General features: G+C 67.0%; 15 protein-coding genes, 2 tRNA genes and 1 pseudogene. 6 read left to right on the forward strand and 12 right to left on the reverse strand.

Translation table 11 applies throughout. From position 1 onward, the window contains the following. Window positions 1-574 precede the first annotated feature (574 nt). Entirely contained in the window at window positions 575-3631 is a 3057-nt protein-coding gene (locus tag HOP12_13120; protein NOT35085.1) for a hypothetical protein, read from the forward strand. Window positions 3632-3788: 157 nt separating this feature from the next. On the opposite strand, the gene HOP12_13125 is transcribed toward HOP12_13120, so the two are convergent. The 5 genes from HOP12_13125 to HOP12_13145 all read right to left on the reverse strand — a co-directional run bounded on the left by HOP12_13125 (window position 3789) and on the right by HOP12_13145 (window position 12945). After that, window positions 3789-7202: a hypothetical protein gene (locus tag HOP12_13125; GenBank protein NOT35086.1), complete on the reverse strand. Its 3414-nt coding sequence runs from the start codon at window positions 7200-7202 to the stop codon at window positions 3789-3791. Between the two features lie 11 nt (window positions 7203-7213). After that, entirely contained in the window at window positions 7214-11302 is a 4089-nt protein-coding gene (locus tag HOP12_13130) for a T9SS type A sorting domain-containing protein (GenBank protein NOT35087.1), read from the reverse strand. Window positions 11303-11661: 359 nt separating this feature from the next. Continuing rightward, on the reverse strand, window positions 11662-12648 hold the full coding sequence (locus tag HOP12_13135) for a TerC family protein (GenBank protein ID NOT35088.1): 987 nt from the start codon (window positions 12646-12648) through the stop codon (window positions 11662-11664). Between the two features lie 28 nt (window positions 12649-12676). Continuing rightward, window positions 12677-12767 (reverse strand) — tRNA-Ser (locus HOP12_13140). An 86-nt stretch (window positions 12768-12853) separates the two neighbouring features. Then, window positions 12854-12945, reverse strand: a tRNA-Ser gene (locus HOP12_13145). An 828-nt stretch (window positions 12946-13773) separates the two neighbouring features. Here HOP12_13145 and HOP12_13150 point away from each other — a divergent pair. The 4 genes and pseudogenes from HOP12_13150 to HOP12_13165 all read left to right on the forward strand — a co-directional run bounded on the left by HOP12_13150 (window position 13774) and on the right by HOP12_13165 (window position 17278). Beyond that, window positions 13774-14343: pseudogene (locus HOP12_13150) on the forward strand (ABC-F family ATP-binding cassette domain-containing protein). Between the two features lie 340 nt (window positions 14344-14683). After that, window positions 14684-15541 carry an ATP-binding cassette domain-containing protein gene (locus HOP12_13155; protein NOT35089.1) on the forward strand — a complete coding sequence of 286 codons (858 nt, stop codon included), beginning with the start codon at window positions 14684-14686 and terminating at the stop codon, window positions 15539-15541. 109 nt (window positions 15542-15650) lie between these two features. Continuing rightward, a complete protein-coding gene (locus HOP12_13160; GenBank protein NOT35090.1) occupies window positions 15651-16304 on the forward strand; it encodes a hypothetical protein in 654 nt (217 codons plus the stop codon). A gap of 155 nt (window positions 16305-16459) precedes the next feature. Then, window positions 16460-17278, forward strand: a complete 819-nt coding sequence (locus HOP12_13165; protein ID NOT35091.1) for a hypothetical protein — start codon at window positions 16460-16462, stop codon at window positions 17276-17278. A 19-nt stretch (window positions 17279-17297) separates the two neighbouring features. Here the strand turns inward: HOP12_13165 and HOP12_13170 are convergent, their stop codons facing one another. The 6 genes from HOP12_13170 to HOP12_13195 form a co-directional block, all read right to left on the reverse strand. Beyond that, the gene (locus tag HOP12_13170; GenBank protein NOT35092.1) at window positions 17298-17924 is read right to left on the reverse strand and encodes a DUF3047 domain-containing protein; all 627 of its coding nucleotides are present in this window, start codon (window positions 17922-17924) and stop codon (window positions 17298-17300) included. Then, window positions 17921-18595, reverse strand: a complete 675-nt coding sequence (locus HOP12_13175) for a glycosyltransferase family 2 protein (GenBank protein NOT35093.1) — start codon at window positions 18593-18595, stop codon at window positions 17921-17923. Before HOP12_13175 ends, HOP12_13170 begins: the two co-directional genes overlap by 4 nt. A 43-nt stretch (window positions 18596-18638) precedes the next feature. Further along, window positions 18639-19259 carry a DUF547 domain-containing protein gene (locus HOP12_13180; GenBank protein ID NOT35094.1) on the reverse strand — a complete coding sequence of 207 codons (621 nt, stop codon included), beginning with the start codon at window positions 19257-19259 and terminating at the stop codon, window positions 18639-18641. Between the two features lie 149 nt (window positions 19260-19408). Further along, on the reverse strand, window positions 19409-20329 hold the full coding sequence (locus HOP12_13185; GenBank protein NOT35095.1) for a hypothetical protein: 921 nt from the start codon (window positions 20327-20329) through the stop codon (window positions 19409-19411). 118 nt (window positions 20330-20447) lie between these two features. After that, window positions 20448-21260, reverse strand: coding sequence for a hypothetical protein (locus tag HOP12_13190; GenBank protein NOT35096.1), 813 nt, complete (start codon window positions 21258-21260; stop codon window positions 20448-20450). Further along, a complete protein-coding gene (locus HOP12_13195) occupies window positions 21257-21802 on the reverse strand; it encodes an RNA polymerase sigma factor (protein NOT35097.1) in 546 nt (181 codons plus the stop codon). Before HOP12_13195 ends, HOP12_13190 begins: the two co-directional genes overlap by 4 nt. Between HOP12_13195 and HOP12_13200 the strand changes: the two genes are divergently transcribed. After that, entirely contained in the window at window positions 21783-22901 is a 1119-nt protein-coding gene (locus tag HOP12_13200) for a DEAD/DEAH box helicase (GenBank protein ID NOT35098.1), read from the forward strand. The two genes, HOP12_13195 and HOP12_13200, sit on opposite strands and share 20 nt — an antisense overlap. Here HOP12_13200 and HOP12_13205 read toward each other — a convergent pair. Further along, on the reverse strand, window positions 22891-23901 hold the full coding sequence (locus tag HOP12_13205; protein ID NOT35099.1) for an ISL3 family transposase: 1011 nt from the start codon (window positions 23899-23901) through the stop codon (window positions 22891-22893). The two genes, HOP12_13200 and HOP12_13205, sit on opposite strands and share 11 nt — an antisense overlap. Window positions 23902-23914 lie beyond the last annotated feature (13 nt).

Below are 23914 nucleotides of genomic sequence, written 5' to 3' on the forward strand. Positions count from 1 at the left end.
CACGCGCGCTTCCTCCGCGCCGAGCAAGCCCGCGACACCCTCGCGCGAGGAGGCGCTGCTTCGGCTGCGCGTCGCAACGCGCGACATGGTACGCGCCTCGTCTCCCGATCCCACGTCGCTTCGACCGCTGGTGGCGGCGCTCACCCCGCGCGTGTCTGGATCGCGGCTCTCGCAGGTGGAGGGGCTCCTGGAGCTCGGTTCGGCGGCACTCGCGGCGCCAAGACTCGCGGAGCCGAACGAGGCGAGGGCCTCGCTCGAGCGGGCGGCGGCACTCGCGGACTCATTCGTCCCGGCTCGCCACCCGTTGCGAGCGTGCGTGGAGTGCGCGGTGTCGTGGGTTCGACCGGCCCACGCGAGCGGCAGCGCTGACTCGGCCCTCGTCCGCTGTCGCCGCTGGGGCATGGCGCCAACGCTGATGCTCCACGTGGCACGGGCGCGGCAGAACCGGCGATAGCGACTCCTCCGACCTCGCGCGAAATCGCGTGTCCGCTGCGACCGCGAATCGACGCCATCTCCAAGTGGCCGTCACCCCTTGCTGGCCGCTCGTCGCCACCGCCACTCTCGGAGGAACATCATGCAACACTTTTTCAAGCGCTTGCTGCTCACGTGGCTCGTCGCGGTGACGGCGCTGCCGGCGTCCGCATGGAGCGCGAACCTCTCATGGATCAACGCCGCGGGCGGCACTGCGGGCACCGCGGCCAACTGGAACCCCGCGCAAGTACCGGCCGCGGCCGACTGGCTCAATTTCGACATCAACAACTCGTACACGACGACGTTTGGTGTGGCGGTTCCGCAATCGGATCACTTTGGGGTTGGCGATGGAAGCCCGACGCTTCGCTTTTCCACTCCCCACACCGTTGGCACGGTGTTCGCGGTATTCAACGTCGCCGCCGGCCCAACGCCGGCCGCGACGATCTCGTTCGGTGACTTGTCGGTCCTCAGAAACTTCTACATCGGCCACGAGAACATCGGGACGCTTACCCTTAGCGGTACCGAGACCAACGTCACCTACACCGCCCCACTCGACTCGATTGACTTCACCGAGTCACTCCAGATCGGCCGGTCGGGCGAGGGCACGGTGTCGGTCGTCAGCGGCGCGCGGCTCTATGGCCGAGTCCCACCGCAACTCGCCTCACAAGGTGGAATCGGAACCCTCGTCATCTCGGGCGGCGGCGTGAGCCCCTTCATACGCCGTTCGACGGTCGAGGTCGACTACGCGGACACAGACCTGTTGATGGGAAAGGGCGACGCCACGGTCGATGTCAGCAACGGAGCGTTGCTCGACCTGGCCGGCGGGATCCAGATGGCGAGCGGCTCGTTGGGAACTGCGACCATGACGGTGGTCGGTGAGAGCGCGTTCGATAGCGCGCGCGTCACGCTCGGCGGCGATCTCAGGATTGCGAGCCAGATCGATGGCAGCGCCGAAGGCACGGCGACGTTCACGGTGGACTCGCGAGGAGCCGTGAATGTCGGCGACTCGACGATCACCGTCGATGACGTGGCGGGGGGGCTCGGGAGGCTGGTTGTGAAGAGTGGAGGGCGCTTTACCACCAAGCACCTCATCCTCGGCGAGCCCGCCAATGAGCTGGACCTGCTCGGCGGACTGCTGCAGGTCAAGGGCGGCACGCTTAGCACGTCGGGTCGCGCCCTGCGACTCAACAGCACTGCCGGGACCCCCACACTCGAGCTGCTGTCGGGAACTCAGTCCACGCTCGGCTCGAACACGCTCCCCACGCTTCGCGTCGGGAATGCCGGGTCGGCCGTAATGCGCGTGCTCGGCGGATCGGATCTCGTCGTCAACGACTTCAACGCGGTCATCGGCGATTTGGCCGGCGGCAACGGCACGCTCGATCTCGTGGGTGTGGGTAGCACGCTCAACACGGAGAAGTCGCTGGTCGTGGGGCAGGCAGGCACCGGCGCGTTCAACCAGCGCTCCGGCGCCGAGGCGGAGCTGGGCGACCTACGCGTCGCCACACTCAACGGCTCGAGCGGCGCGGTTGTGATCGAGGACGCGGGAACACTGGCACACGTATCGGGCGAGTTCGCGATCGGCGGCACCGCGACCGCGCCCGGCACCGGCGTCGGCACCGTAACGGTTCGCGACTCCGCGCTGCTGTCGCTCGACGGGAGCGCGGGCACCACGACCGTGTGGCCCGGAAGCACACTGTTCCTCAGCTCGGGCGGTGCGATGGAGCATGACGGTGTGTTCGAAGTTCGCGGTCGGATGACGCTCTCGAATGGCAAGACGCTCGGCGGCACGATCCTCCCCGTCGCCAACGGAATCATCGCCGCCTCCGGCGACATGCTGTCGCGAATCCATTCGGGCACCGACACTACCGGCCACATCTCGACCAGTGGCGGCCTTCCGCTCTCGCTCGGCATGACCGTCCCGGATGGATACGACATGCTCGGAACGCTCACGCTCGGCGGCGCGACGGTGACGCTGCGCGACGCCGACAGCGCCATGGTAGGGCGCGTCACGCTCTCCGGCGGGACGCTCAACCCGCCGGCCGGAGGCGCCGTGATCGCGGCCGATCACGCGCTCACGGGATTCGGCACCGTGAACGGCAACCTGACGCCCCGCGGCCGCATCGTTTCGTCGGGAGCAAGCGGACTGCGCCTCGGCGGCAAGGTCACCGGCACCGGACAGGGCATGAGTGGCGACAAGTTCATCTTCCTCGCCGGTAGCCGGTTCGAGGGCTTCGGACCCATCAACGCCTCGGTGCAGATCGACTCCGGCGCGACCGTCGAACCGAATGGCACCACGACGCTCGGCAACGCGCCGATCGCGTCGACCGTCGCAATCAACGGCCGGCTGGTCGCAACCGGAATTCCGGTTCTGTTCAGTGCCACGGACACGGTGCGCGTGGGTGGCACGGTGAAGCTGACCGCGGGTGCCGTCGGCAATCCCGGCACCAACTTGCGCGTCAAAGCGGGTGGTCGTCTGCAGGGAACCGGCAACGTCGTCGCAAATACGGTCGTGTCGGGATCACTCGCTCCCGGGAATTCAGCCGGCAAGCTGATTGTGGTGGGTTCGCTGCAGATGAATGGCGACGGCCGTCTCGAATTCGAACTTGGCAATCCAGCGATCGCCGAACAGGACACCGTCATCTGCGGCCCCGCGGCGCTGGCGGGGACGCTCGACCTGCGCTTCCTCCCGAGCTTCGCCGCCGCGGTTGGCGATAGTTTCCAGATCCTCGCGTGCACGAGCCGTACCGGCACGTTCTCGAACGTCACGCTGAATGGCGTCCCGGCCGCCGGGATGCTCGACGTGCACTATCGGAATCAGTCGGTGTGGGTCGTAGTCCTGCCCGGGATCGTCGACGTTCCAGGCGCCGGAAATTCGGCGGCGGGAGTTCGCGAGCTGCGCTTCGCGAGCGTCGCCTCACCCGGCCCGGCGCCCGCGTTCGCACTGGATCTGCCGCGAGTATCGCGCGTGAGCCTCGAGCTGTTCGACGTGTCGGGCCGCCGACTCACGACGCTGCATGAGGGGACGCTCGCTGCGGGGCGGCATCGCTTCGAATCGAACGCAGCGCAGCGCGGCATCCGCGGCATGTGCTTCGCGCGGGCGCGTGTATGGGAAGACGCGTGGGTTACGACGCGCACGGCCCGCGTCGTCGTGATGCCCTAGGGATCGTGGAGTCGCAACCGCAAAGTCGTCGCATCGTTCGTAGAACGTCAGTCGATTCACCGGTCGCGGTCAGCGCCGGAACGTCGTCGGCGCCGGGAAATACCCGGCGCCGGCGACATCTGTTTCGTGGTCTCCGATCGATCTGAGCGAGTTGCGATCAATCCACCAGCACGACGCGTTGGGTGATGCGGCGGTTGCCGGCATCGAGTCGCATCAGATAGAGCCCGGCCGGCAGTCGTCCGAGCGTCTGGCGATCGAACGCGAGCGGATGGCGACCGCTCGCCAGCCAGCCGTCGTGAAGTGTGGCGACGCTGCGTCCCGCGACATCGTGGAGCGTGAGCCTCACGCGTGTCGCGACCGGCAACGCCAGTTCGACGCGGAAGCCGCCGGGCGCCGGATTCGGCGTCGGGGCCCCGAGCGCGAGTGCCAGGATCGGCCGAATCGCGGTGGTGCCGACCGGCCCGAACACCTGCGTGCCGTCCGTCGACTCGACGATCAGGCGATACCAGTGCGGGGCGCCGTCGAGTGCCTGGGTATCGAGCATCTCGAGCAACTCACCGGTGCGCGTCACCGCGACGTCGAGCAGCGTCCACGGCCCCTGCGGGCGCGCGGCGTGCTCGATGCGCTGCGAAACGATTGGTGTGCCGGGCCCGAATTGCCACCTCACGCGAATGCCCTGGGCGCTCGCGTCGGCGGTGAACAGCGCGAGCAACGTCGGGGTGGCGAGATCGAAGATCGTGAACGCGGTGTCGCTTTCGTCGAGGCCGTCATGACCCGCGCCGTCGTGCGCGACCACGCGCAACACCGCCAGACTGTCGGCTTCGGGACCGGTCACGGTCCACAGAAAGTCGCCGTCGTTCGGAATCCCGATCGCGATCGACGTGAACGGGCCCGCGAAGCCGGTGTGCGAAATCAACAGATCGACGGTCGCAACACCGAAGCAGTCGGCGGCACTCCAGGTCAGGTGAATGCTGCCGCCGATCGCGAAGTGTTCGCCGCCATTCGGGCTCAGCACGGTGGCGCTCGGCGCCAGCGGATCTCCGAACGGAGTGCCCCCGACGCGCGTGAACGCGGCGCCGACCAGCGTGCCGTTCACACCGCCGGTGCTCGCATACGCGATGGTGCCCAGAGTTTCGTTGAGCCCCCAGCGGCAGAGCAGCCCCGCAACCGGCCCGCTCAGTTCGCCGCCCATTCCGGCCTGCAGTTCGGCAATCGTGCGGGCAGCCGACCAGATGCGGACTTCGTCGATCGCGCCATCGAAGTTGCCGGCCGCCACACCCGCAGTGGTCATCGCGGTGCCGATCGACGCATGCGCGACGTTGACGCTGTTGGCCGGCTGGCCGATCGCAAGGCTCGCTTCGGGGCAGCCATCGAGGAACAGTCGCAGCTCGTTCCCGTCGTAGGTGACCGCGGCGTGGTGCCAGACGCCGTCGGCCGCGATCGGTGTCACACCCGCCAGCGGATGATTGAGTCCCGGCGTGGCACCGCTCTGCGCCTCTTCGAAGTCGGCGCACAGCACGCCGTCGCTCGCGCGCAGCCCCATCATGTAGTTGATGTCGGCGTTGGCAGTCTCGGATTCGGCGCGGCCCTTGGCGACCAGCGGAATCACGTCGGGGATGCCACCGGCTCCCGAGTTGGTGCCCGTTCCCGCGCCATCGCGACGGAACCAGCATTCCACCGTGAACTGCGCGGCGTTGAGAGACGGCGCTATGCCAAGGGCCACGTGAGTGCCGGCGGCCGAGAAGTCGAGTGCTTGATTCGACTCGGCCGGCGTGGTCGCGCATTCGGCGTTGGTGAAGCCCGAGGCGCCGACTCCGTTCACGGCGCGTACTCGGTAGCAATATGAGGAAGCGGCCGTCAAAGGTGCGTCGAGGGCCGACACGATATTCGCGCTCACGCTCGTGAGCGGCGAGAACGGGCCGCCGGGGCCGCTGGTGGAACGCTCGATCTCGAACGAGGTCTCGTCCGTCGAGTTGTCTGCCCACGTGAGCTGCACCGTGTTGTATGCGAGCGCCGCGGCAACCAGTCCGCTTGGATCCAGAGGCGGAGCCGAAGTCAGATTGAATGGAGCGCCGTGGGTCCAATTGACGCCGGTGCCGGTCAGCGTGCCGGTCACGACTCCGCCCGCGCTGTTGAGCGTCGAGAGCCCGGCGGCTTCGTTCATGCCCCAGCGTGCGACGAGCGTCGCCTGTGGCCCTGAGAGCGGCGTGTTGATGGCACTCTGGAGCTGTCCCTGCGTGCGCGCCACGTTCCACACCCGCGCTTCGTCCATAGCCCCCGCGAAGAAACCCGCCGCAGTTCCGGCCGAGGTGAGCGCGCTGCCGATCGAGGCGTGCTGAATGCTCGCCGACTGGACCGGCTGCCCGACCGCGAGCGTCGCCTCGAGCACACCGTCGAGATACAGGTTCCAGGTCGCGCCGTCGTAGCTGACTGCCGCGTGGTGCCACGCGCCGTTGGCGAGAATCGGCGTGACGCCGGCGATCGGGTGATTGAGTCCCGGTGATGTTCCCGCCGCGCCTTCCTCGAAGTCGGCGACCAGCAGGTTGTCGGCTGGACGAATGCCGAGGAAGTAGTTCATGTCGGCGGTGGTGCCGTCGGCCTCGGCGCGGCCCTTGGCGATCAGCGGCACGGCGGTCACACCACCGGTGCCGGTCGAGGTCGCCACCCCCGCCGCGTCGCGGCGGAACCAGGTTTCGAGCGTAAAGGCCGGCAGTCCGAGTGCCGCGTGGTTGCCGAACGTCACGAAGCCGTTGGTGCCCGCCATGAACAGGCCGTAGTCGAGCGAGAAGCTCGAGCCCGTGACCCACGTCGGCCCGTTGGTCAGCGTGCCGTTTGGCGCACCGCCGATGCTGTTGAGCGCAGTCGTGCCGCTGCCGTCGTTCAGCCCCCAGCGCCCGATCAGTCCGGCGCCCGAGGGCAGCTCAGAGGTGATGGTGGACTGAATGTCGGGCTGGGTGCGCGCCACGTTCCAGATGCGCGCCTCGTCGAGAGTACCTGCGAAGAAGCCCGCGGCGAGGCCGGTCGAGGTCATCGCACTTCCGAGGCCCGCATGCTGAATGCTGTCGAAACGTGGCAGGCGGCCGGCACCGACCGCGACCGTGCTCTCGAGGTTTCCGTTCAAGTACAGATTGAGCGTGGTGCCGTCGAACGTCACCGCCGCGTGATACCAGACGTGGCTGCGAACCGGCGTGACGCCAACCACCGGGTGATTGAGTCCCGGGCTCAACTGCCCCGCGCCTTCTTCATAGTCGGCGACCAGCACCGAGTCGGTGCTGCGCAGTCCTAGGAAGTAGTTCATGTCAACGTTGCTGCCCTCGGCCTCGCCGCGCCCCTTGGTGAGCAGCGGAATGGCGGAGGTCACGCCGCCGGTGCCGGTGGTGGTCGCGACCCCGATGCCGGTGCGCTTGAACCACACTTCGAGCGTGAACTGTGCGGTGCCGAGCGCTGGCGCGGCGCCGAACGTGACGTAGTCGTTGGTGCCATCGAACTGCACGCCGGTCTGCGCGCCCGCCGGCGCCGCGTACACGGCCGCGGCGACGGAGGCGAGCAGCAGCGATCGGAAGGTCTTCATGGCGCGGCCCCTCATTGAACGATCGCGACGCGCTGCACGCGGGTGGAACCCGCGGCACTCACGCGAACGAAGTAGATGCCATTCGAGAGCCGGCGCACGCGTTCGAGCGCGTCGGCGTGGAGTTCATGACGGCCCGCCGCGAACCTGCGGTCGGCCAGCACCGCGACCTCGCGCCCCATCACGTCGTGCAGCGAAGCGCGCACCACCCCGGCCTGCGGGAGTGCGAAGCTCACGCGGAAGGCGCCACGCGTCGGGTTCGGGATCACCGGCCCGATTGCGAACTCAGTGGCCGAAAGTCCCGGCACTGCCGTGGTCGTGCCGGTCGTGAACGACCAGGTCGGACCGGTCTGCGAGGTCGGCCCATCGCTCGCCACCGCGTACCACTGATACGCGGTGTTGGCGGTGCGTCCGGACCACACCAGGCTCGCGACCTCGCCCGATGCGACCTTGACCGAGCCGATCACCTGGTAGGCCGCTCCCCCGCCGCTCATGTCATAGGCGAGCGTGAACTGGCTGCTCGAATCGGAGTCGGCCTCGAACTGTACAAGCCACGGGGAGTAGGTGCGTACGCGGATCACGTTGTTCGCGGGCGAGAAGTTCATGAGCCGCAGCCAGCCGTTGCCGCCGTTGGTGCGCGCCTGGTAGTCCGACATCACGGTGTGGACCGTGCGGCCTTCGAACGTGTCCACGCGGCGACCCTCCTCGGAGACGTGGCCGCACAGCATCATGAAGAAGTTCGGGTTGTCGCGCAGCGCGTTGTATGTGGCGGAGCCCTGGGTCGAGAACGTGCCGGGGTTGCCCGAGCCGAGCAGGTTGTGACTGGCGACGAACGCGCGACGACTGGGATACGCCTTCATGAGGCTGTCGGCCCAGTTCAGCACGGCGACATCGGGCGAGGTGTCGTACTCGAGTCCGATGCACAGGAAGTCGAGCCCGCCAGCGCTGAACAGGTCGAACCAGTTGTCGTTGTTCCCGCCGTAATGCCCGCCGTAGTAGGCACGGCCGGCGTAGCGCGCGCTCCCAAAGTACTGGTTGTAGAACGTAGTGGTGCCGTCGGCGTCGCCGATCGGTGACTGGTCGTGATTGCCGACGCAGATGCCATACGGAATGCCGTCGGCGAGCGTGGTCGCGAGCGGGTTCTCGACCAGCTTCCACGCCGAGTCGGCGCGCAGCCACTCGATCGGACTGCCGCCGTTGTCGCCGTTCTGAACGCAATCGCCGAGCTGAACCATGTACGGAATGTTGAGGCTCGCGCGGTTGGCCAGCGTCCAGTTCATCTGTGAGAACAGGATCGCGTTCGAGCCGCCGTTCAGGTGTGAGGTATAGAACTGCGTGTCGGGTATCCCGAGCAGCGTGAAGTCCGGGCCGGCAGTAGGACCGGCCGCGCGTCCGTAGAACGTGACGGTGACGCTATCGCCATCTGCATCGCTCACCGACACCGAGAGCGTCGGGCTGGTGCTGGTCCCGGTCGCGCCGCTGGCGGGCGCGTTGAGCGTGGGAACCGCCGGTGGCGTGTTGAACGCCAGATCGAACGGTGCGGGCCCGATCCAGGTGAACGCCACGCCACTGATAGTGCCGTTCGCGATGGTGCCCGCCGAGCTCGCGACCGCGGTGCCGCTGCCGTCATCGAGACTCCAGCGCGCGACCAGGCCCGAGGTCGCGAGATCGAGCTGCCCGTTTGCAGTGGAGCGAATCTGAGTCAGTGAGCGCGCCGAGTTCCAGACCCGTACTTCATCGAATGCGCCCTCGAAGAAGCCGGCGGCGGTGCCGGTCGAGGTCAGCGCCGAGCCGATCGCGTTGTGCTGAGTGCTGAGTGACGCCACCGGCTGCCCCGCCACCACCGTGGCTTCGAGGTTGCCGTCGAGATACAGGCTCCAGGTGCCGCCGTCGTAGGAGGCGGCCGCGTGGTGCCACACCCCGTTCGCCGCGATCGGCGTCACGCCGATCACCGGGTGATTCAAGCTCGGGCTGGTGCCGCCCGCGCCCTCTTCGAAGTCAGCGATCAGAACGCCGTCGGCGGCCCGCAGACCCAGGAACCAGTTCAGGTCCACGTTCGAGACTTCGGACTCGCCGCGACCGTTGGTGACCATCGGGATCGCGTCGGTCACACCGCCGGTGCCGGTGGTGGTGGTGGTGCCGGCGCCATCGCGCCGGAACCAGCATTCGACCGTGAACTGTGCCAGGTCCACGACGTCGGCATCGCCGAACGTCACGTAGGTATTGCCCGCCAGGTCGAGCGCGGTGCGCGTGACCAGCGGCGTGGTCGCGCACTCGCTGCTGGTGTAATTCGAATTGCCATTGCCGTTCGCGGCGCGCACGCGATAGCAGGTCTCGCTGCCCGGGGTGCGACCGCCATCGTCGAACGTGACGACGTTCGCCGAAACCTGATCGACCGGCGTAAACGGCCCGCCCACGCCGGTGGTCGAGCGTTCGATCTCGAAGCGCGACTCGTTGCTCGAGTTGTCGGTCCAGGTGAGGCGAATCGTGGTCGAGCTGAGCGCCACGGCCGCAAGTGCGGTCGGCGGCGCAGGCGCCAGGAAGCTCAGATTGAACGGTGCCCCTCCTACCCAGCTCCAACCCGTCGCGTTCAGCGTGCCCGGCAATGCGGTGCCCGCGCTGCTCGCGATCGAGCTTCCGGTGCCTTCGTTCAATCCCCACCGCGCCACCAGCCCGGCGCTGGCACCGGCGATCTGCGTGTTCGCGGTCGACTGGATCTGCGCCTGCGAGCGAGCCAGATTCCAGACTCGCGCTTCGTCGATCACGCCGTGGAAGAATCCGTCGGCCTCGCCGTTGCGATCGAGCGCACTGCCGATCGATGCCGGCATGACCGTCGGCGTGCCGGCCGGCTGGCCGACCACCACGCTCGATTCGAGCGCTCCATCGAGATACAGCTTGAGCGTGGTGCCATCGTAGGTCGCGGCGGCGTGGTGCCAGGCGCTTCCCGGGGGCAACGCCGTGGTTCCGTAGGTCGGGTGATTGAGGCTCGGCGTTGCACCCGCAGAGCTCTCCTCGAAGTCCGTCATCAGGACACCGTCGCTCTCGCGAATGCCCAGGAACCAGTTGACGTGCACCTGCCCCGTGTCCTGGTCGCCTCGCCCGTGCGCAATGAGCGGAATCGCATCGTCGCTACCCGCGCCAACGTCGGTGGCGGCACCGGCGCCGTCGCGACGGAACCAGCATTCGATCGTGTACTGCGAAAGCCCGAGTGCGGCCGGATTGCCGAGCGCCGCAACGCCGGTGGTGCCGCTGAAGAACAGTGCCCACGCGGGACCGAAGCTCGCGCCGACTGCCCAGGTCGGTCCGCCCGTCAGCGTGCCGCTCGGCGCGCCTCCGACGGTACTCGCGGCGCTGGTGCCGGTGCCTTCGTTGAGTCCCCAGCGCCCGATCAGTCCGGCGCCGCTCGCGACTTCCTGAAGCATCGCGTTCTGGATGTCGAGCTGCGCACGCGCCACGTTCCACACGCGCGGTTCATCGAGTGTGCCGGCGAAGAAGCCCGCCGCGGTTCCCGCGGTGGTGAGCGCCGAGCCGAGAGCGGCGTGCTGAGTGCTGGCCGACTGCGGCAAGCGCGAGGCACCCACCACGACCGTCGCTTCGAGCGCGCCGTTCAGATACAGGCGCAGCGTGGTGCCGTCGAACGTCGCCGCTGCGTGGTACCACACGTCGCGCTTGAGTGCCGTCACGCCGACGATCGGGTGATTGAGACCCGGGCTCGTCTGCCCGGTGCCTTCTTCGTAGTCGGCGACCAGCACCGAGTCGGTACCGCGAATGCCGAGGAAGTAGTTCATGTCCGCGGTCGAGGCGTCGGCCTCGGCGCGGCCCTTGGTGACGAGCGGGACTGCGGTCACACCACCCGAGCCAGTGCTGGTCGCGACGCCCGCGCCGGTGCGGCGGAACCACGTCTCGACCGTGAAGCTCGAGGTGCCCAGCGTGGGCGCGGCGCCGATCGTGACGTAGTCGTTCGAACCGTCGAGTTGCAGACCGTTCTGCGCGTGAGCCGGCGCGACGAACAGCGCCCCGAGGAACAGAAAGGTCAGCGCGAGTGAGAATCCAATCCCATCACGCCGGGAGCCCGGACGTGACACGGCACGGGAATGCTTCATGGGGGAACGGCCTCCGCGAAGGATGCGAATGCGAGATGAGGTGAGGGCCAATCCGTGGCGAACGGTCATGACGACCAGTCGAAGTGCCTACTTGCTATAGGCAATCGCAGGGCCACGTCCGCGCTTTGTCAGCGGTTTGGGCACGCCCGGCCGGGACCACGGCCGGTCAGGGCTGCGACGCAACGATTTGCGGCAACCCGAAACTCACGACTCAGTGCGGGTTCGAGGGGCGCGGCACGCGCTGCGAAGTCGGCAGCCCGTGATTGTGTCGGAACCACCGACAGGTGCGCGTGAGAGCAATCGCGCCAAATCCCGCGCGAGCGGGCGAAAGCACGCGCATCAGCGCGACGCGTTCGAGCCTACGAATCCCCGTCGGGACCGATGTGCGGCGGCGGGCCGGTCGGCGCCGGCTCTTCGAGCGGCGAGCGTTGCGGCCAGATCAGAGAGGCCACAATGCATCCGACCAGCGTCACGACCACGACGCCGAGGGCGAGCCAGGTCGGCATGTGGATCAAGTCCGAGAGGATCATCTTCACGCCGATGAACGCGAGAATGCCCGCGAGCCCGTAGTGCAGGTAGTGGAACAGCTTCATCACGTGGTTGAGCGAGAAGAACAGCGCGCGCAGGCCCAGCACCGCGAAGATGTTCGACGAGAACACAATGAACGGGTCGCGCGTCACCGCGAGCACCGCCGGGATCGAATCGACCGCGAACACCAGGTCAGTGATCTCGATCATGATCAGCACCATGACGAGCGGTGTGGCCATGAGCACGCCCGCGCGCTTCACGAAGAAGCGATCGCGCTCGTAGTCCGCGGTCATCGGAACGAAGCGCGCGAACAGGCGCAGGATGGGGTTCTTCTCGGGGTGCACCTCGACTTCGTGCTGCGTGAACATCTTGATGCCCGACCACACGAGGATCGCGCCGAACACGTACATCAGCCAGTGGAAGCGCTCGAGCAGCGCGACGCCGGCGAACACGAAGATCAGCCGCATCACGACCGCGCCGAAGATTCCCCAGAACAACACACGATGCTGGAACGCCGCCGGCACGCGGAAGTAGCGGAACAGCACCATGAAGACGAACAGATTGTCGACGCTGAGCGACAGCTCGATGATGTAGCCGGTCAGGAACTCGGTGCCGGCCTGCGGCCCGCGGGACAGGAACACCGCGAGGTTGAACAGCAGCCCGAGCGAGACCCAGAAAGCGCTGCCCACCAGCGCTTCTTTGAGCGCCAGCTCGTGACTCTTGCGGTGGATGATCATGTCCACGGCGAGCGACACCACCACGAACACGGCGAGCGACACCCAGGCGAACGTGGGGTCTCGGAGGAAGTCGAGGCTCATGGGATCCTGGGAAACGGACGCGGAAGGATGGCGGAGAGAGAGGGATTCGAACCCTCGAGGCGGTATTAGCGCCTACACGATTTCCAATCGTGCTCCTTCAACCACTCGGACACCTCTCCGCAAGGCGGGCCGGCCGGAAGGGGTACCACGCTGCCCGGCGGGCAGCAAACCCAGCGGAATCAGCCTTCCGGAGCCCTCGGAACGCTGGCGGAGAGGGAGGGATTCGAACCCTCGAAGACCCTTGCGAGCCTTAACGGTTTTCGAGACCGCCGCATTCAACCACTCTGCCACCTCTCCGCCGGCGTGTTTACACGAGTTTGCGGGCGGGAGGCAAGCGGTGTCGACCGTGTTGGCTACAGAACTGGCTACAGATTGTCTCTCGCTAGTCGCGGGCTCGCCGAGCGGACGCCAGACGTCACATCCCTTGAGCGTCGACAGGAAGGACCCATGGAAACCAATCAGGGTTCCTTGATCACGACTTCCACTGGCCAGGCCGAACTGACTCTCCACCTCATCGTAGACGATCAGGTACGAATCGCTTCTTGACCGATCCTCCTCCAGCACGACCCAGAGCGAGATTGTCCCTCCCGCTCCTACGCCTTCCTTGAAGGATCGAATCACCGGCTCTTCGAGTAGACACTCGTTCAGGTCGAGCCCGTGACCGAGCCCATGTCCGACCATGGGCACCGACGCCTCGCGGATTTCCTTGAGCACGATCCCGCGAACTCCCTCGGCGACCATTGGCGTCCTCCAGCGACCGCAAGATTGACTACCCACCAGCTCCCTCCGCGTTCCAGCCACCGACACGCGAACGTGCATCCCGTGTCCTTCGATCTTGCGCAGGGCAGCTCCGGGCATCTAGCGCATCGAATCCATTGCGGCCTCGCCTGCACGAGTTCCGTGTGTGCTCGCGCTAGAGTGCCACGAACCAGTCGACGTCCACCCGTATGCGCTCTACTCGCTCAATCACAAGCCCTAGCCGAAGCTCTCGGAGCCTTTCGAGCAATGCCTCCCCGTCAACTAGGCGGTAGAGAGTCGAAGCCTGTGGTCGCCGGGGCGTGTAGAGGGGAGCGGGGCTCGCGGGGACGGTGAGCGCTCCACGACCGGGCGAGCGCATCACGAGGTGTGCCGCGGACTCTCACGGCCCGTGCTCCGCGCTGCTGGCGCTCGCAACGACGTGCCCTCTCTGCCAACGTGCGTGAGACACCGAACCTTGGAAGCCAGATCGAGGAGGGCGAGCGGATCGGGCTGCTCGGCTGCAATGGCGCGGGCAAGTCCACGCTGCTCAAGATTCTCGAAGGGACGCTCGCCCCCGACTCGGGTGAGATCGCGAAACGTCCCGCGCTCCGCATCGCCAGCCTTCAGCAGGATGTGCCGCTCGATCTCGCCGGCGAGGTGAGCGCCTACCTGCATGACGTGTGTGGGCCCGCAAAGAGTGATGCGCCGCGGGAGACCGAGACCCGCATTCAGAAGACGGCGCACGATCTCTCCATCGATCTCGCCGCCGACATCCGCTCACTCTCGGCCGGCTCCAAGCGTCGCGTGTTGCTCGCAGCGGCGCTCGTGCGCGATCCGGATCTGCTGATCCTCGATGAGCCGACGAATCATCTGGACATCGATGCGATCCGCCACCTCGAGGGGTCGCTGCTTCGCCGCCGCGGCACCCTGCTGTTCGTGACCCACGACCGCAGCTTCCTGCGCGGCCTCGCGACCCGCGTCCTCGATCTGGATCGCGGTGAGATCCGAAGCTATCGCACGGGCTACGACGCCTACTTGGAGCAGCGCGACGCGGAGCTGCGCGTCGAGGCCGATCAAGCCGCCCTGTTCGACAAGAAGCTCGCACAGGAGGAAGCGTGGGTGAGGCGCGGCATCAAGGCGCGCCGCACGCGCAACGATGGCCGTGTGCGGGCTCTCGAGTCCCTGCGGCTCGAGCGCGGCGCGCGGCGCGACTCGGTGGGGCGCGTCAAGGCACAGCTTCAGGACGCCGAACGCTCGGGACGCGTGGTGCTGCGCTGCCAGCACCTGAGCCACGCCTATGGCGACACTTCGATCGTTCGCGACTTCACGAACGAGCTCATGCGGGGGGGATCGCGTCGGCATCATCGACCCGAGTGGCTGCGGCAAGACCACGCTGATTCGCCTGCTGCTCGGCGAGATGGCACCACAGCACGGCACGGTCACCGCAGGCACCAAGCTGGAGACCGAGCACTTCGAGCAACTGCACGAAGTGCTCGACGAAGCGAAGAGCGTGGTCGAGAACATCGCCGAGGGCCGCGAGATGATCGCGATCGGCGGTGGCGAACGTCATGTGGTTGGCTACCTGCGCGACTTCCTGTTCACGCCGGAACAGATCCAGGCACCGGTCTCGAAGCTCTCGGGCGGCGAACGGAAACGCCTCCAGCTGGCGAAGGTGCTCTCGCGCCCCTGCAACCTGCTGGTGCTCGACGAGCCGACCAACGACCTCGACCTGGAAACGCTCGAGCTGCTCGAAGACATGCTCGTGGAGTTTCAGGGCACGCTGATCGTGGTGTCGCACGACCGCGCGTTCCTCGACAACGTGGTCACCTCCACGCTCGTCTTCGAAGGCGACGGCCAGTGGCGCGAGTACGTGGGCGGCTACGAGGACTGGTTGCGGCAAAAAGCCGGCCGGGTCGGCGCCGCGAGGTGGCGCGAGCGCGCGAGCGAAGGTCGAACGCGACGGGACTCGCCCGCGTCGCGCCGGCTTCAAGGAGAAGCGGGAACTCGGCGAGTTGCCGGGCCGGATCGAGAGACTCGAGTCCGAGAAGCAGCAGATCTTCGAGCGGATGGCCGCGCCGGACTTCTATGTTTCGCGGACCGACGAAGGGCCGCAGCCGTAACAAAACGCGAGCCGCGCGGGTATTCTCCGCGTTGAATCTTGGCGATCCGAACGCGGCGATCCCCTCGTTGCAAGGGGCTTGTCCGGGGCGAATGCTCCCAGCCCCGTTGCGCGCCCGGCGCCGGGCCGATTCGGAGGACTCGACGTGAAGCGTTGGATTGCAGCGATCCTACTCGGAGCTTTGGTGACCACCTCGGCGGCTCGCGCCGATCGCACCCAGGTGTATTCCGTTCGCGGTGTGGACTGTGGTGACTGCGGTACCGAGATCAAAGCGGGGCTCAAGAAACTCAAGGGCGTCAGGAAGTCCGAGTTCGACATTCACAAGGTCGAATTCACCGTGACTCTGGCGGATGGCGTCACGGATGACTCCGTGCTCGCAGCGATCGCCAACTCGGGAGCCGGATTCAAGGGTACCGTCGGCGCCGGCAGCGGCGCCTATTTGCCGCACGTGGAGTACCCGAAGGGCGCTGATGTCGCCGTGCTGACCGAGCACGGCGCTGCGGTCGGACCACTCGAGAAGCTGCGGGTCGCCGGCAAGTACACGGTGTTCGACGTGTACGCGGACTGGTGCGGACCGTGTCGCGTGGTCGATGCGGAGCTTCGAAAGCTCATCGAGCACCGCCCGGACCTCGCCGTTCGTAAGCTCGAAGTGGTGGATTTCGAGTCACCGCTCGCTCGCGAGCTGGGCTCGCGACTCCGGGCGCTGCCATATCTCGTCATCTTCTCCCCCGACGGGAAACGTACGGAGCTCGTCGGCCCGAATACGAACAAGCTTGCAGCCACACTGGGCCCCCGCTGATGCGGCCCATGCTCGTGGTGAGTCTGCTCGCCGTGGCACTCGGCTGTTCGCCAGCGGTCGGCTGGACCTGAGCGGGCTGATCGAATCCCAACCTGCCGGTCGGCGGGTCCACCGTCCTCGTGCCTGAGCTCGGAGCGTGGAGCCTCGGCACCACAATGACCGCGACCTCGCTTCGCATCGAGCACATCGAGTCGGAAGACCCCGGGCTCGTCGCTCCCCACTGGCACGTGCAGAGGCTGCTGGTCGGCGAACTCGACGTGTCCATCGCTCGTGGAATCACGCCGGGCCTCGGAATCGCGCTCGCGATTCCGCTCCGCCAGGTGCGTGACCGCATTCGTGTCGAGGACCTCGCGCGAACTCCCTACTCGCCTCCGATACCGGACACGCATCATCGTAATGAGACGCTCGTGAATGTGGCGGACCCGCGAGTCTCGGCGGTCATCGCTGAACAGCACGGCGCGTGGGGCCTCCGCGCGAGTGTCGGCTCATCGATCCCGATCGGCCGCACGGAATCCAATCCGTTCGCGCTCGGCCGACTCGGCCTGCTCCACCAGCACATTCAGTTCGGCACCGGCACGTGGGATCCCCTTCTGACCGCCTCCGCACTGCGATCAGTCGGCGCATTCGGCCTGGATGCGACGGCGTCTGTGAAATTCTCGTTGTATGAGAACTCGCAGGGCTTCCGTGCGGGAAATCGCTACGGCGCGACACTCGGCGTCGGTCGCAAACTCGGAACTGCTTGGGGCGGCAGCGCGGGACTCGTGCTCGATCGCGAGAGTCCCGAGAAGTGGATCGGCGAAGTCGAGGAGGAAGGGAACCTCGGCCGAACGGACCTCATGGTGACCGCCGGGTTCGGGCATTCGATCGCACACGTGGGCTCGCTGAGCTTCCGGGCGCAGGTTCCGATCAAGACCTGGGCAACCGGAGAGCAAGTCGAGTATCCGCTGATCGTGACGCTCGGGTGGGCGCGATAGTGGCCGCCGCCGGCTTCGCCTAGTGCACCGCGGTCACCGAGTCACCCGGGATACTCACCTCGATGGCACCGAAGTCGGCGATCGCTCGATCGCGAGTATTGTCCGCGTCGGACAGCACACCGATCGCTTCGATGCGCTTCGGCAGCTCCCCGAACGCGGCGCGCAGGTCCGCTTCGAGATCCCTCACTTCGGAGCGCCACGTGCCGCCCGCCGCGGAATGCTCGAGCGTGATCACGCGGATGTCGTGCGCGTAGGGGCTCGGTCTCCACGGGCCGCGCTCCTGCCCTTCGACCCACTGATAGATCAGGCCACGAGTGCGCCATGGAAGCACGCTGCGATGAATGAGCACGAACACCGCGGCCGCTCGGTCGTCGCGGGATCTCAGATTCGTGTTCGCGCCGGCGGGGTGCCGAATCACGCGCCAGCGCCAGCGCAACCCAACCCCCTGTGGCTTCACGTCGAGCGCGTGGAACAGTGCCGAGTGCTGCCCGATGGCATCGGCGTGGAGCCAGACGTCGCTGGAATCCCGTTCGACCGAGTAGTGCGTGCGTCCCCTGTAGGCGACCTCGTGCCAATCGAGACGCAGCGCTTCGGTCGACTGCCATCCCAACTGGACCAGCATCGCGAGCACCAGCCCGAGCGTCACGGTCGATAGCTCCTCGCAAGCGTTCGCGCGGGGATCCCGAGGTAGTGAAGCGCGAGCAAGGCGACATTGCGCGCGAGTTGTCGCGCCGGGCCGGCGGCGACGAAGCGTCGGGAGGAAGTCGTCGCACGGGGATCGAGCCGCACCAGCTTTCCACGCCGGGCGAGTGCCCGCGCTAACTCCACGTCTTCGAACAGCGGAGCATCACGAAAACCACCCAACTGCTCGAACACCTCGCGCCGGCAAAACATCGCCTGGTCGCCGAAGAATGCCGTTGGCCACGCCACTCGGCTCGCGGCCGAGAGCAGGTCGAGCACCGGATGCGAAGCATCGAACGCCAGCCGGAACGCGCCACCGACCACGCCGTCGTCGAGTAGGGCGCGCGTCATGTGCTCGATCGCCTCCGCCGGCAGCCGGGTGTCGGCGTGCAGGAACAGCAGCACCTCGCCTCGCGCGATCGCGGTGCCGCGATTGAGCTGATCGCCACGCGAGGCTCGCGGGCACTCGACCCACCGGACTCGTTCGTCGCGGTGCTCCGCCGCTTCTCGCGTTGCGGCCGACTCGTGATGCGCGGACACGACGATCTCGCCCACGCCGGCTATCCGCGTCGCGGCGGTCAGGCAAGCCAGCAGTCCGGCGCCCTCGGCTCGGGATGGAATGACGATCGAGACCACAGTGTCCTCGCGGTGATCGGCCGTTCGCGAGGCGCCGCTCGCCTCACCACGAACCGTTCAGCGTCCAATCGTAGTCGATGAAGCGCACCGGAAGCGCGCGGGCGAACCGCTCCGCTACAGGCCAGTGGAGTTCGATGAACGCCTGCACGCTACCGGCATCGGCCCGGAAGTCCTCGCCGTACCACTTGAAGATCGAAGACAGCTCCAGCTCCTGCGCGGGGTCGATGCGATTGCGGGTGCGATCGGTGAGAAACTGACGCGTCGCGCGCTCGAGTTGCGCATCGAGGCGGTCGCCGGAGAGTGCCTCGGGAGGCAGCAACGGGCAACTCGCCGAGGCGCAGTTGAGCACGAAGTGAACTCGCGCATCCTTGAACCGCGCACGCAGGGTTCCGTGCTCGATGTCGTTGAGCGACAACCTGCGGCCAGCGACTATGGACTTCTCGCGAAAGAACGCGATCGTGGGGATACCCAACGTTCGGCCCACGTCGAGCACGCTTCGGAGCCCTGGGCGCCGAATCACGCCGTCGAGCACGCGCGCGTTGTAGACATTGACCCAGAACGCAACCTGCTCATCGCGCGGCCAACCCTCGGGCCGCGCCTCGCGAGCGCTCGCGAGATAGCGCTCGAGCGGACTGCGATTGCGAGCCACTCCGCCATAGTCCACGCGGCCCTCGCGCACGTGCCGACGAAGCACCGTGTCGAGAGCCGCGTGAGAGAAACTCTGTGCGCGCGCCCGCATGACCACCAAAAGCAACGCCGCGGTGGCGATCAGCAGGGTCGCGGCACGAGTTCCAGGGCGGATGGTTGGAGTTCCTAACGCTTGAGCTGGCGCGTGCGGTTGCGCTCGAACACGTTGGTCCCATTCAGGTCAACGTAGGCCACGTCAAAGTAACCAATCGAGTTCCCGGTGAAGTAGTTCTGGGCCGACTGGGCGCTTGCGGTGATGCCGGTGCCGAAACGCGCGAGAGTGTTGCCGCTCACACGATCGTGCTGCGGGCCGGCCGGATCCCCGCCCGGAGCCGGGTTGTAGCAAATCCCGAGCAGGCCGTGCTGGGCGCCGACCACGACGTTGTTGCGAATCGAGTTCTCGTAGCTGCCGCCGCCGCGAACGAAGATTCCAAGGTTGATGCCGCGCATCGAATTGCCGCGCACCCGATTCATCGCGCTGTTGACCATCATGATGCCGATCTGCGGCGGATTGCCGTTCGCGGGATCGGCGGTTTCGTCGCCGCCCTGAATGTCGAGGCCGTGCACGCGGCACTGCGACGAGCCGAGCAGCACCGCGCCGAAGCCGAAGCGCTCGATGTGGCCGCCCGAGGCCGAGACGCGCTGAACTCCGTCCAACACGATCGCGCGACCCTGCTTGTTGCCGGGGCCCCGCAGCCGGTAGTCGCCGAGCCACAACCGAACGTCGCTCGCGCGCACCACGATCGCATCGCCATCGGCGACATCGAGATCGGCCACCAGGCGATAGTCACCGGGCTGGGTGATGATCGTCGCCGACTTGATCGGGGTCGCGTGATCATGCCACAGCAGGTCCCCTTCTTCTTCGGCAGCGGTCGTGGCCCGCGTGGCATCGAGGCTCGCGATGGATGCTTCCTCGCCCGCCACGGCGACGCTCGCAGCGCCCGCCTGCGGTTCGATGCTGCGCTGAACATCGCCGCACCCGATGGCCGTGAGCAGCGAGGCGAAACACGCCGCGGTGAGCAATGCAGAAACCAGACGATTGGACATGATGGGTTGCCCCTTCTTCGAACGGGATGAATACGGAGGGTCCGGGAGGATCAAGAAGGCGCGAGCGCTCGTGCCTCGTTCGATAGCACGATTCCCGAGGCGGATTGTGACGGACGCCTCAGCGCGCGGGTGGGGCGCCGAGCTGGTCGCGCAACATCTGGAGCTTCATGATCTCCATCGGGCGAATCGCTTCGACGACCGGTGCGCGGCCGCCCGCAAACACCGAACGGCGGAAGCCGGCGTGCACGACCTCGGACGCTCCCGATGGCCCCCGCATGGTAACCGCCCCCTCGAGCACACACACGCAAGTCGAGTCGCGTGAGCGGAGCACCGCGAGCGTCGTTCCCGTGACGATCGCCCGCGCCTCGGCCGTTCGAATCGTGAGCCGCGTGCCGGGAAAGCGAGCGCCAGTCGTGACGCGCAACTCACCGGAGGCGAGGGTTCCGGTGATCGTGCGATTGAACCAGCGACCCGGACTCGACGGTAGAACCACCTCGCTTCCCCCCACGGCCTGGAAGATGGCGAGTCCTGGAAGTTCGAGATCGAGTTGGCCACCGGCGGGAATCTCCAGCCTCGCGCCGGCACGAAGCAGGCGGCCCCAGCCCGGGTCGGAACCCAGCGCGACCTCGCGACCATCGACGCGCAACGTGGTGGCTCCCGTCATGCCGAGCGAGCGCCAGGCGGGCCCCGCATTGATCGTCATGAGAGCGATACACGCCGCGACCGCGGCCACACTGGCCGATGCCCATCGGAGCCAGAGCCGCCGGGCCGATCGATCGCGCATCGCGGTCGGCCGTTCGGCGATCGTGCCGTTCACGAATGCGGCTCGCAGCTCGCGACGGAATGCCTCATCGGCCGCCGGGTAGGGATGTGCCCGAAGCTGTTGCTGCATGCCTTCCGGCGAGGAGTCGGAGAATCGGCGAGGAGTCATCGGGACTCGCCCTCCCTCAGCAACTCGCCGAGTGCCTGCAACCCGCGGGAATGCCGCTTCCGGGAGGCCGCGTAGTTGACACGAGTGAGATCGGCGATCTCGCGATGATCGAGGCCCTCGCATTCGCGGAGCACCACCGCGGCGCGAAGCGGCGGCGGGAGGCGATCGATCGCTTCGAGCAGGCGACGTTGGTCTTCGGCCTGCGCGAATGCCTGCTCGGGACCGGCGCCCTTCGCATGGAGCTGGAGCGCGATGCTCGGATCCTCGAGTGGCACGGTGCGCCGCGCGCGCCGCCACGATTCCGAGCGCCAGAAGTCACGACAGGCGTTCAGCGCGACGGTGAAGAGCCAGGGCGCCGGATCGCGCGCGGGGTCGAGTCGGTTCATGTGGCGATGAACTTTGAGGAACACGTCCTGGGTGATGTCTTCCGCTGCGGTGGGGTCTCCAACCAGGCGCCGAACGGTCGCGAAAACTCGGGCGAAGTAGTGGTCAAAAAACTCGCCGAGAGCGCTCGGATCGCCCGTGCAGGCGCGCTCGAGCACCCCGTCCGGCAGTGTCGGCCAGCGGGTCGCTTCTGAACTCTCGCCCCGGACACGGATGGGTCCGGAAGTCAGAGGGGCCACCTCATCCACTCTCCCGCTCGAGCGATTCCACCGGGCGCTTATCCACAATCGATTCAGAGAACGAGTGCAGGAGCCCGTTGTGACCAAGACCTCGTCGCGGTGTCCGCCAGCGCGTCAGGCTCGTGACTCTCAACTGGGCTATGGTTCAGCGGCTGAGGTGGCGGCTGATCTGCGGGCGAGCACGAATCCCGGGGGCGGCCCGGCCGCTGACTGGGGACAGAGCACCATGACATTCGAACAACTCGAAGTGCGTCCCGAACTCATCGCGGCCCTGGCGAAGCAGGGGATCACCGAGCCCACCGCGATTCAGATTCAGCGGCAGTGCACCGACCTCACACAGAACACCGGCTGGCCGATCCGCGTGCTGCTGCTGATCGGCGGCACCTCGATCGAGCGTCAGATCGACAAGCTCAAGATGAAGCCGCACCTGGTCGTCGGTTCGCCGGGGCGCATCCTCGAACTCATCACCATGGGCAGGCTCAAGACGCCGGCGATCCGATGGATCGTGATCGACGAAGCCGATCGCCTCATGGTCACGGAGAGCCTGCCCGCGATCCGCGCGATCATCGCCGCCGCACCGCGCGCGCGGCAGCTGATCTTTGCGTCGGCCACCGAACAGCCCGCGAGCGAGGAGGCCATCGCCACGCTCGCGCCCGATCGGGTCATGCTGCAGGCCGGTGCCGTGGCAGTGAACGAGAACATCGAGCACTTCTATCTCGTCTGCGAACTGCGCGACGAGCCGGAAACGCTGCGCAAGCTCCTGCACGCACTCCACCCTGAACGGGCCATGGTATTCGTGCACCGCAATGAACGAGCCGAGAACCTTTCAGCGAAACTCGCGCATCATCACATCGAGGTCGCCGACCTGCACGGCGCGGCCGACAAGCGAGACCGCAAGCAGGCGATGGATGACTTCCGCGGCGGCCGGGTTCGCGTGCTGGTTGCCTCCGATGTGGGCGCACGCGGGCTCGACATTAAGGGCTCTTCCGGGAATCGTGTGGGTGCTTTCACGGCCTGATCGCGGCGCCGGTCGGGTAGAGGTCGAGCCCGCCGCAGTGGAAGTAGATGGCCATCTTGAAGCGCTCGCGGCTGCGGAAGCCGCGTGAACGCCGCTTCACACCCTGGATCTTCGTGTTGATCGCCTCCAGCCCCGCGTTGGTGATCCGATGCCGGAAGTAATTCTCGATCTGGTCCCAGTGCCGCTGCAGGGTGCGGGCCACGCGCTTGATCGGCTCGAGCTGGCAGCGGATCGCCCACGCGAACCAGCGCTCGAAGTTCCGCCGCGCCGCCCACGCGGCCTTCAGATCGAAGATCGCCATGGCGGTCTCCTTGAGTTCCCACGCTCGCGCGACGCGGCGCACGCGCTCGCGCAGCACATCGAACTCCTGGCCCGCCGCACGCGTGAACGAAGCGGGGTGCCGCAGCCAGTCGAACCTCGTCCCCTTGAGGAGGGTGTCGCCTTCAGCGCTCAGTCGCTGGTGTTCCATGCGGCGCACCTGGTCCACCGCCTGGTTCAGGTTCTGGGCGATGTGGAACTTGTCGAACACGATCCGCTCGTCGGCGAACGGCACGTTCAACATCACCGACTGGATGTACGGCGCACACATGTCCATCGCGATCGCTTCGATCGCCCCGAGGTGCTCGTGCGAGAGGCTCGCCCAATAGCCATCCAGGCTGGCCTGCGAGCGATCGTCGGCTACGTACAGCACTCGCGAGCGCTCGAGGTCGGCGACCACCGTCACGTACGCCTGCCGCTTGGCGAACGATGTCTCGTCGACCCCGGCATGCTTCACGACCTCGGCCTCGCGACGCTTCAGCCCGCGGCGCACGGCGCGTTCCATGATCCCCGAGGCTTCGTCCCATGAGATGCGGAGGTGTTTCGAGACCGCGGTCACGCTCGCCTGCTGCAGCCAATCGATCGCCAGTGCCTCGAACATCGCCGTGAACTGCGAGCCCGGCTCGGCCCACGGCACCTTGAGTTGGCGGATCCCGTGCGTCGGGTAGTTCAAGCGCGGCACGCGCGCATCCGGC

Source organism: Candidatus Eisenbacteria bacterium (assembly GCA_013140805.1).
GTDB lineage: Bacteria > Eisenbacteria > RBG-16-71-46 > RBG-16-71-46 > RBG-16-71-46 > JABFRW01.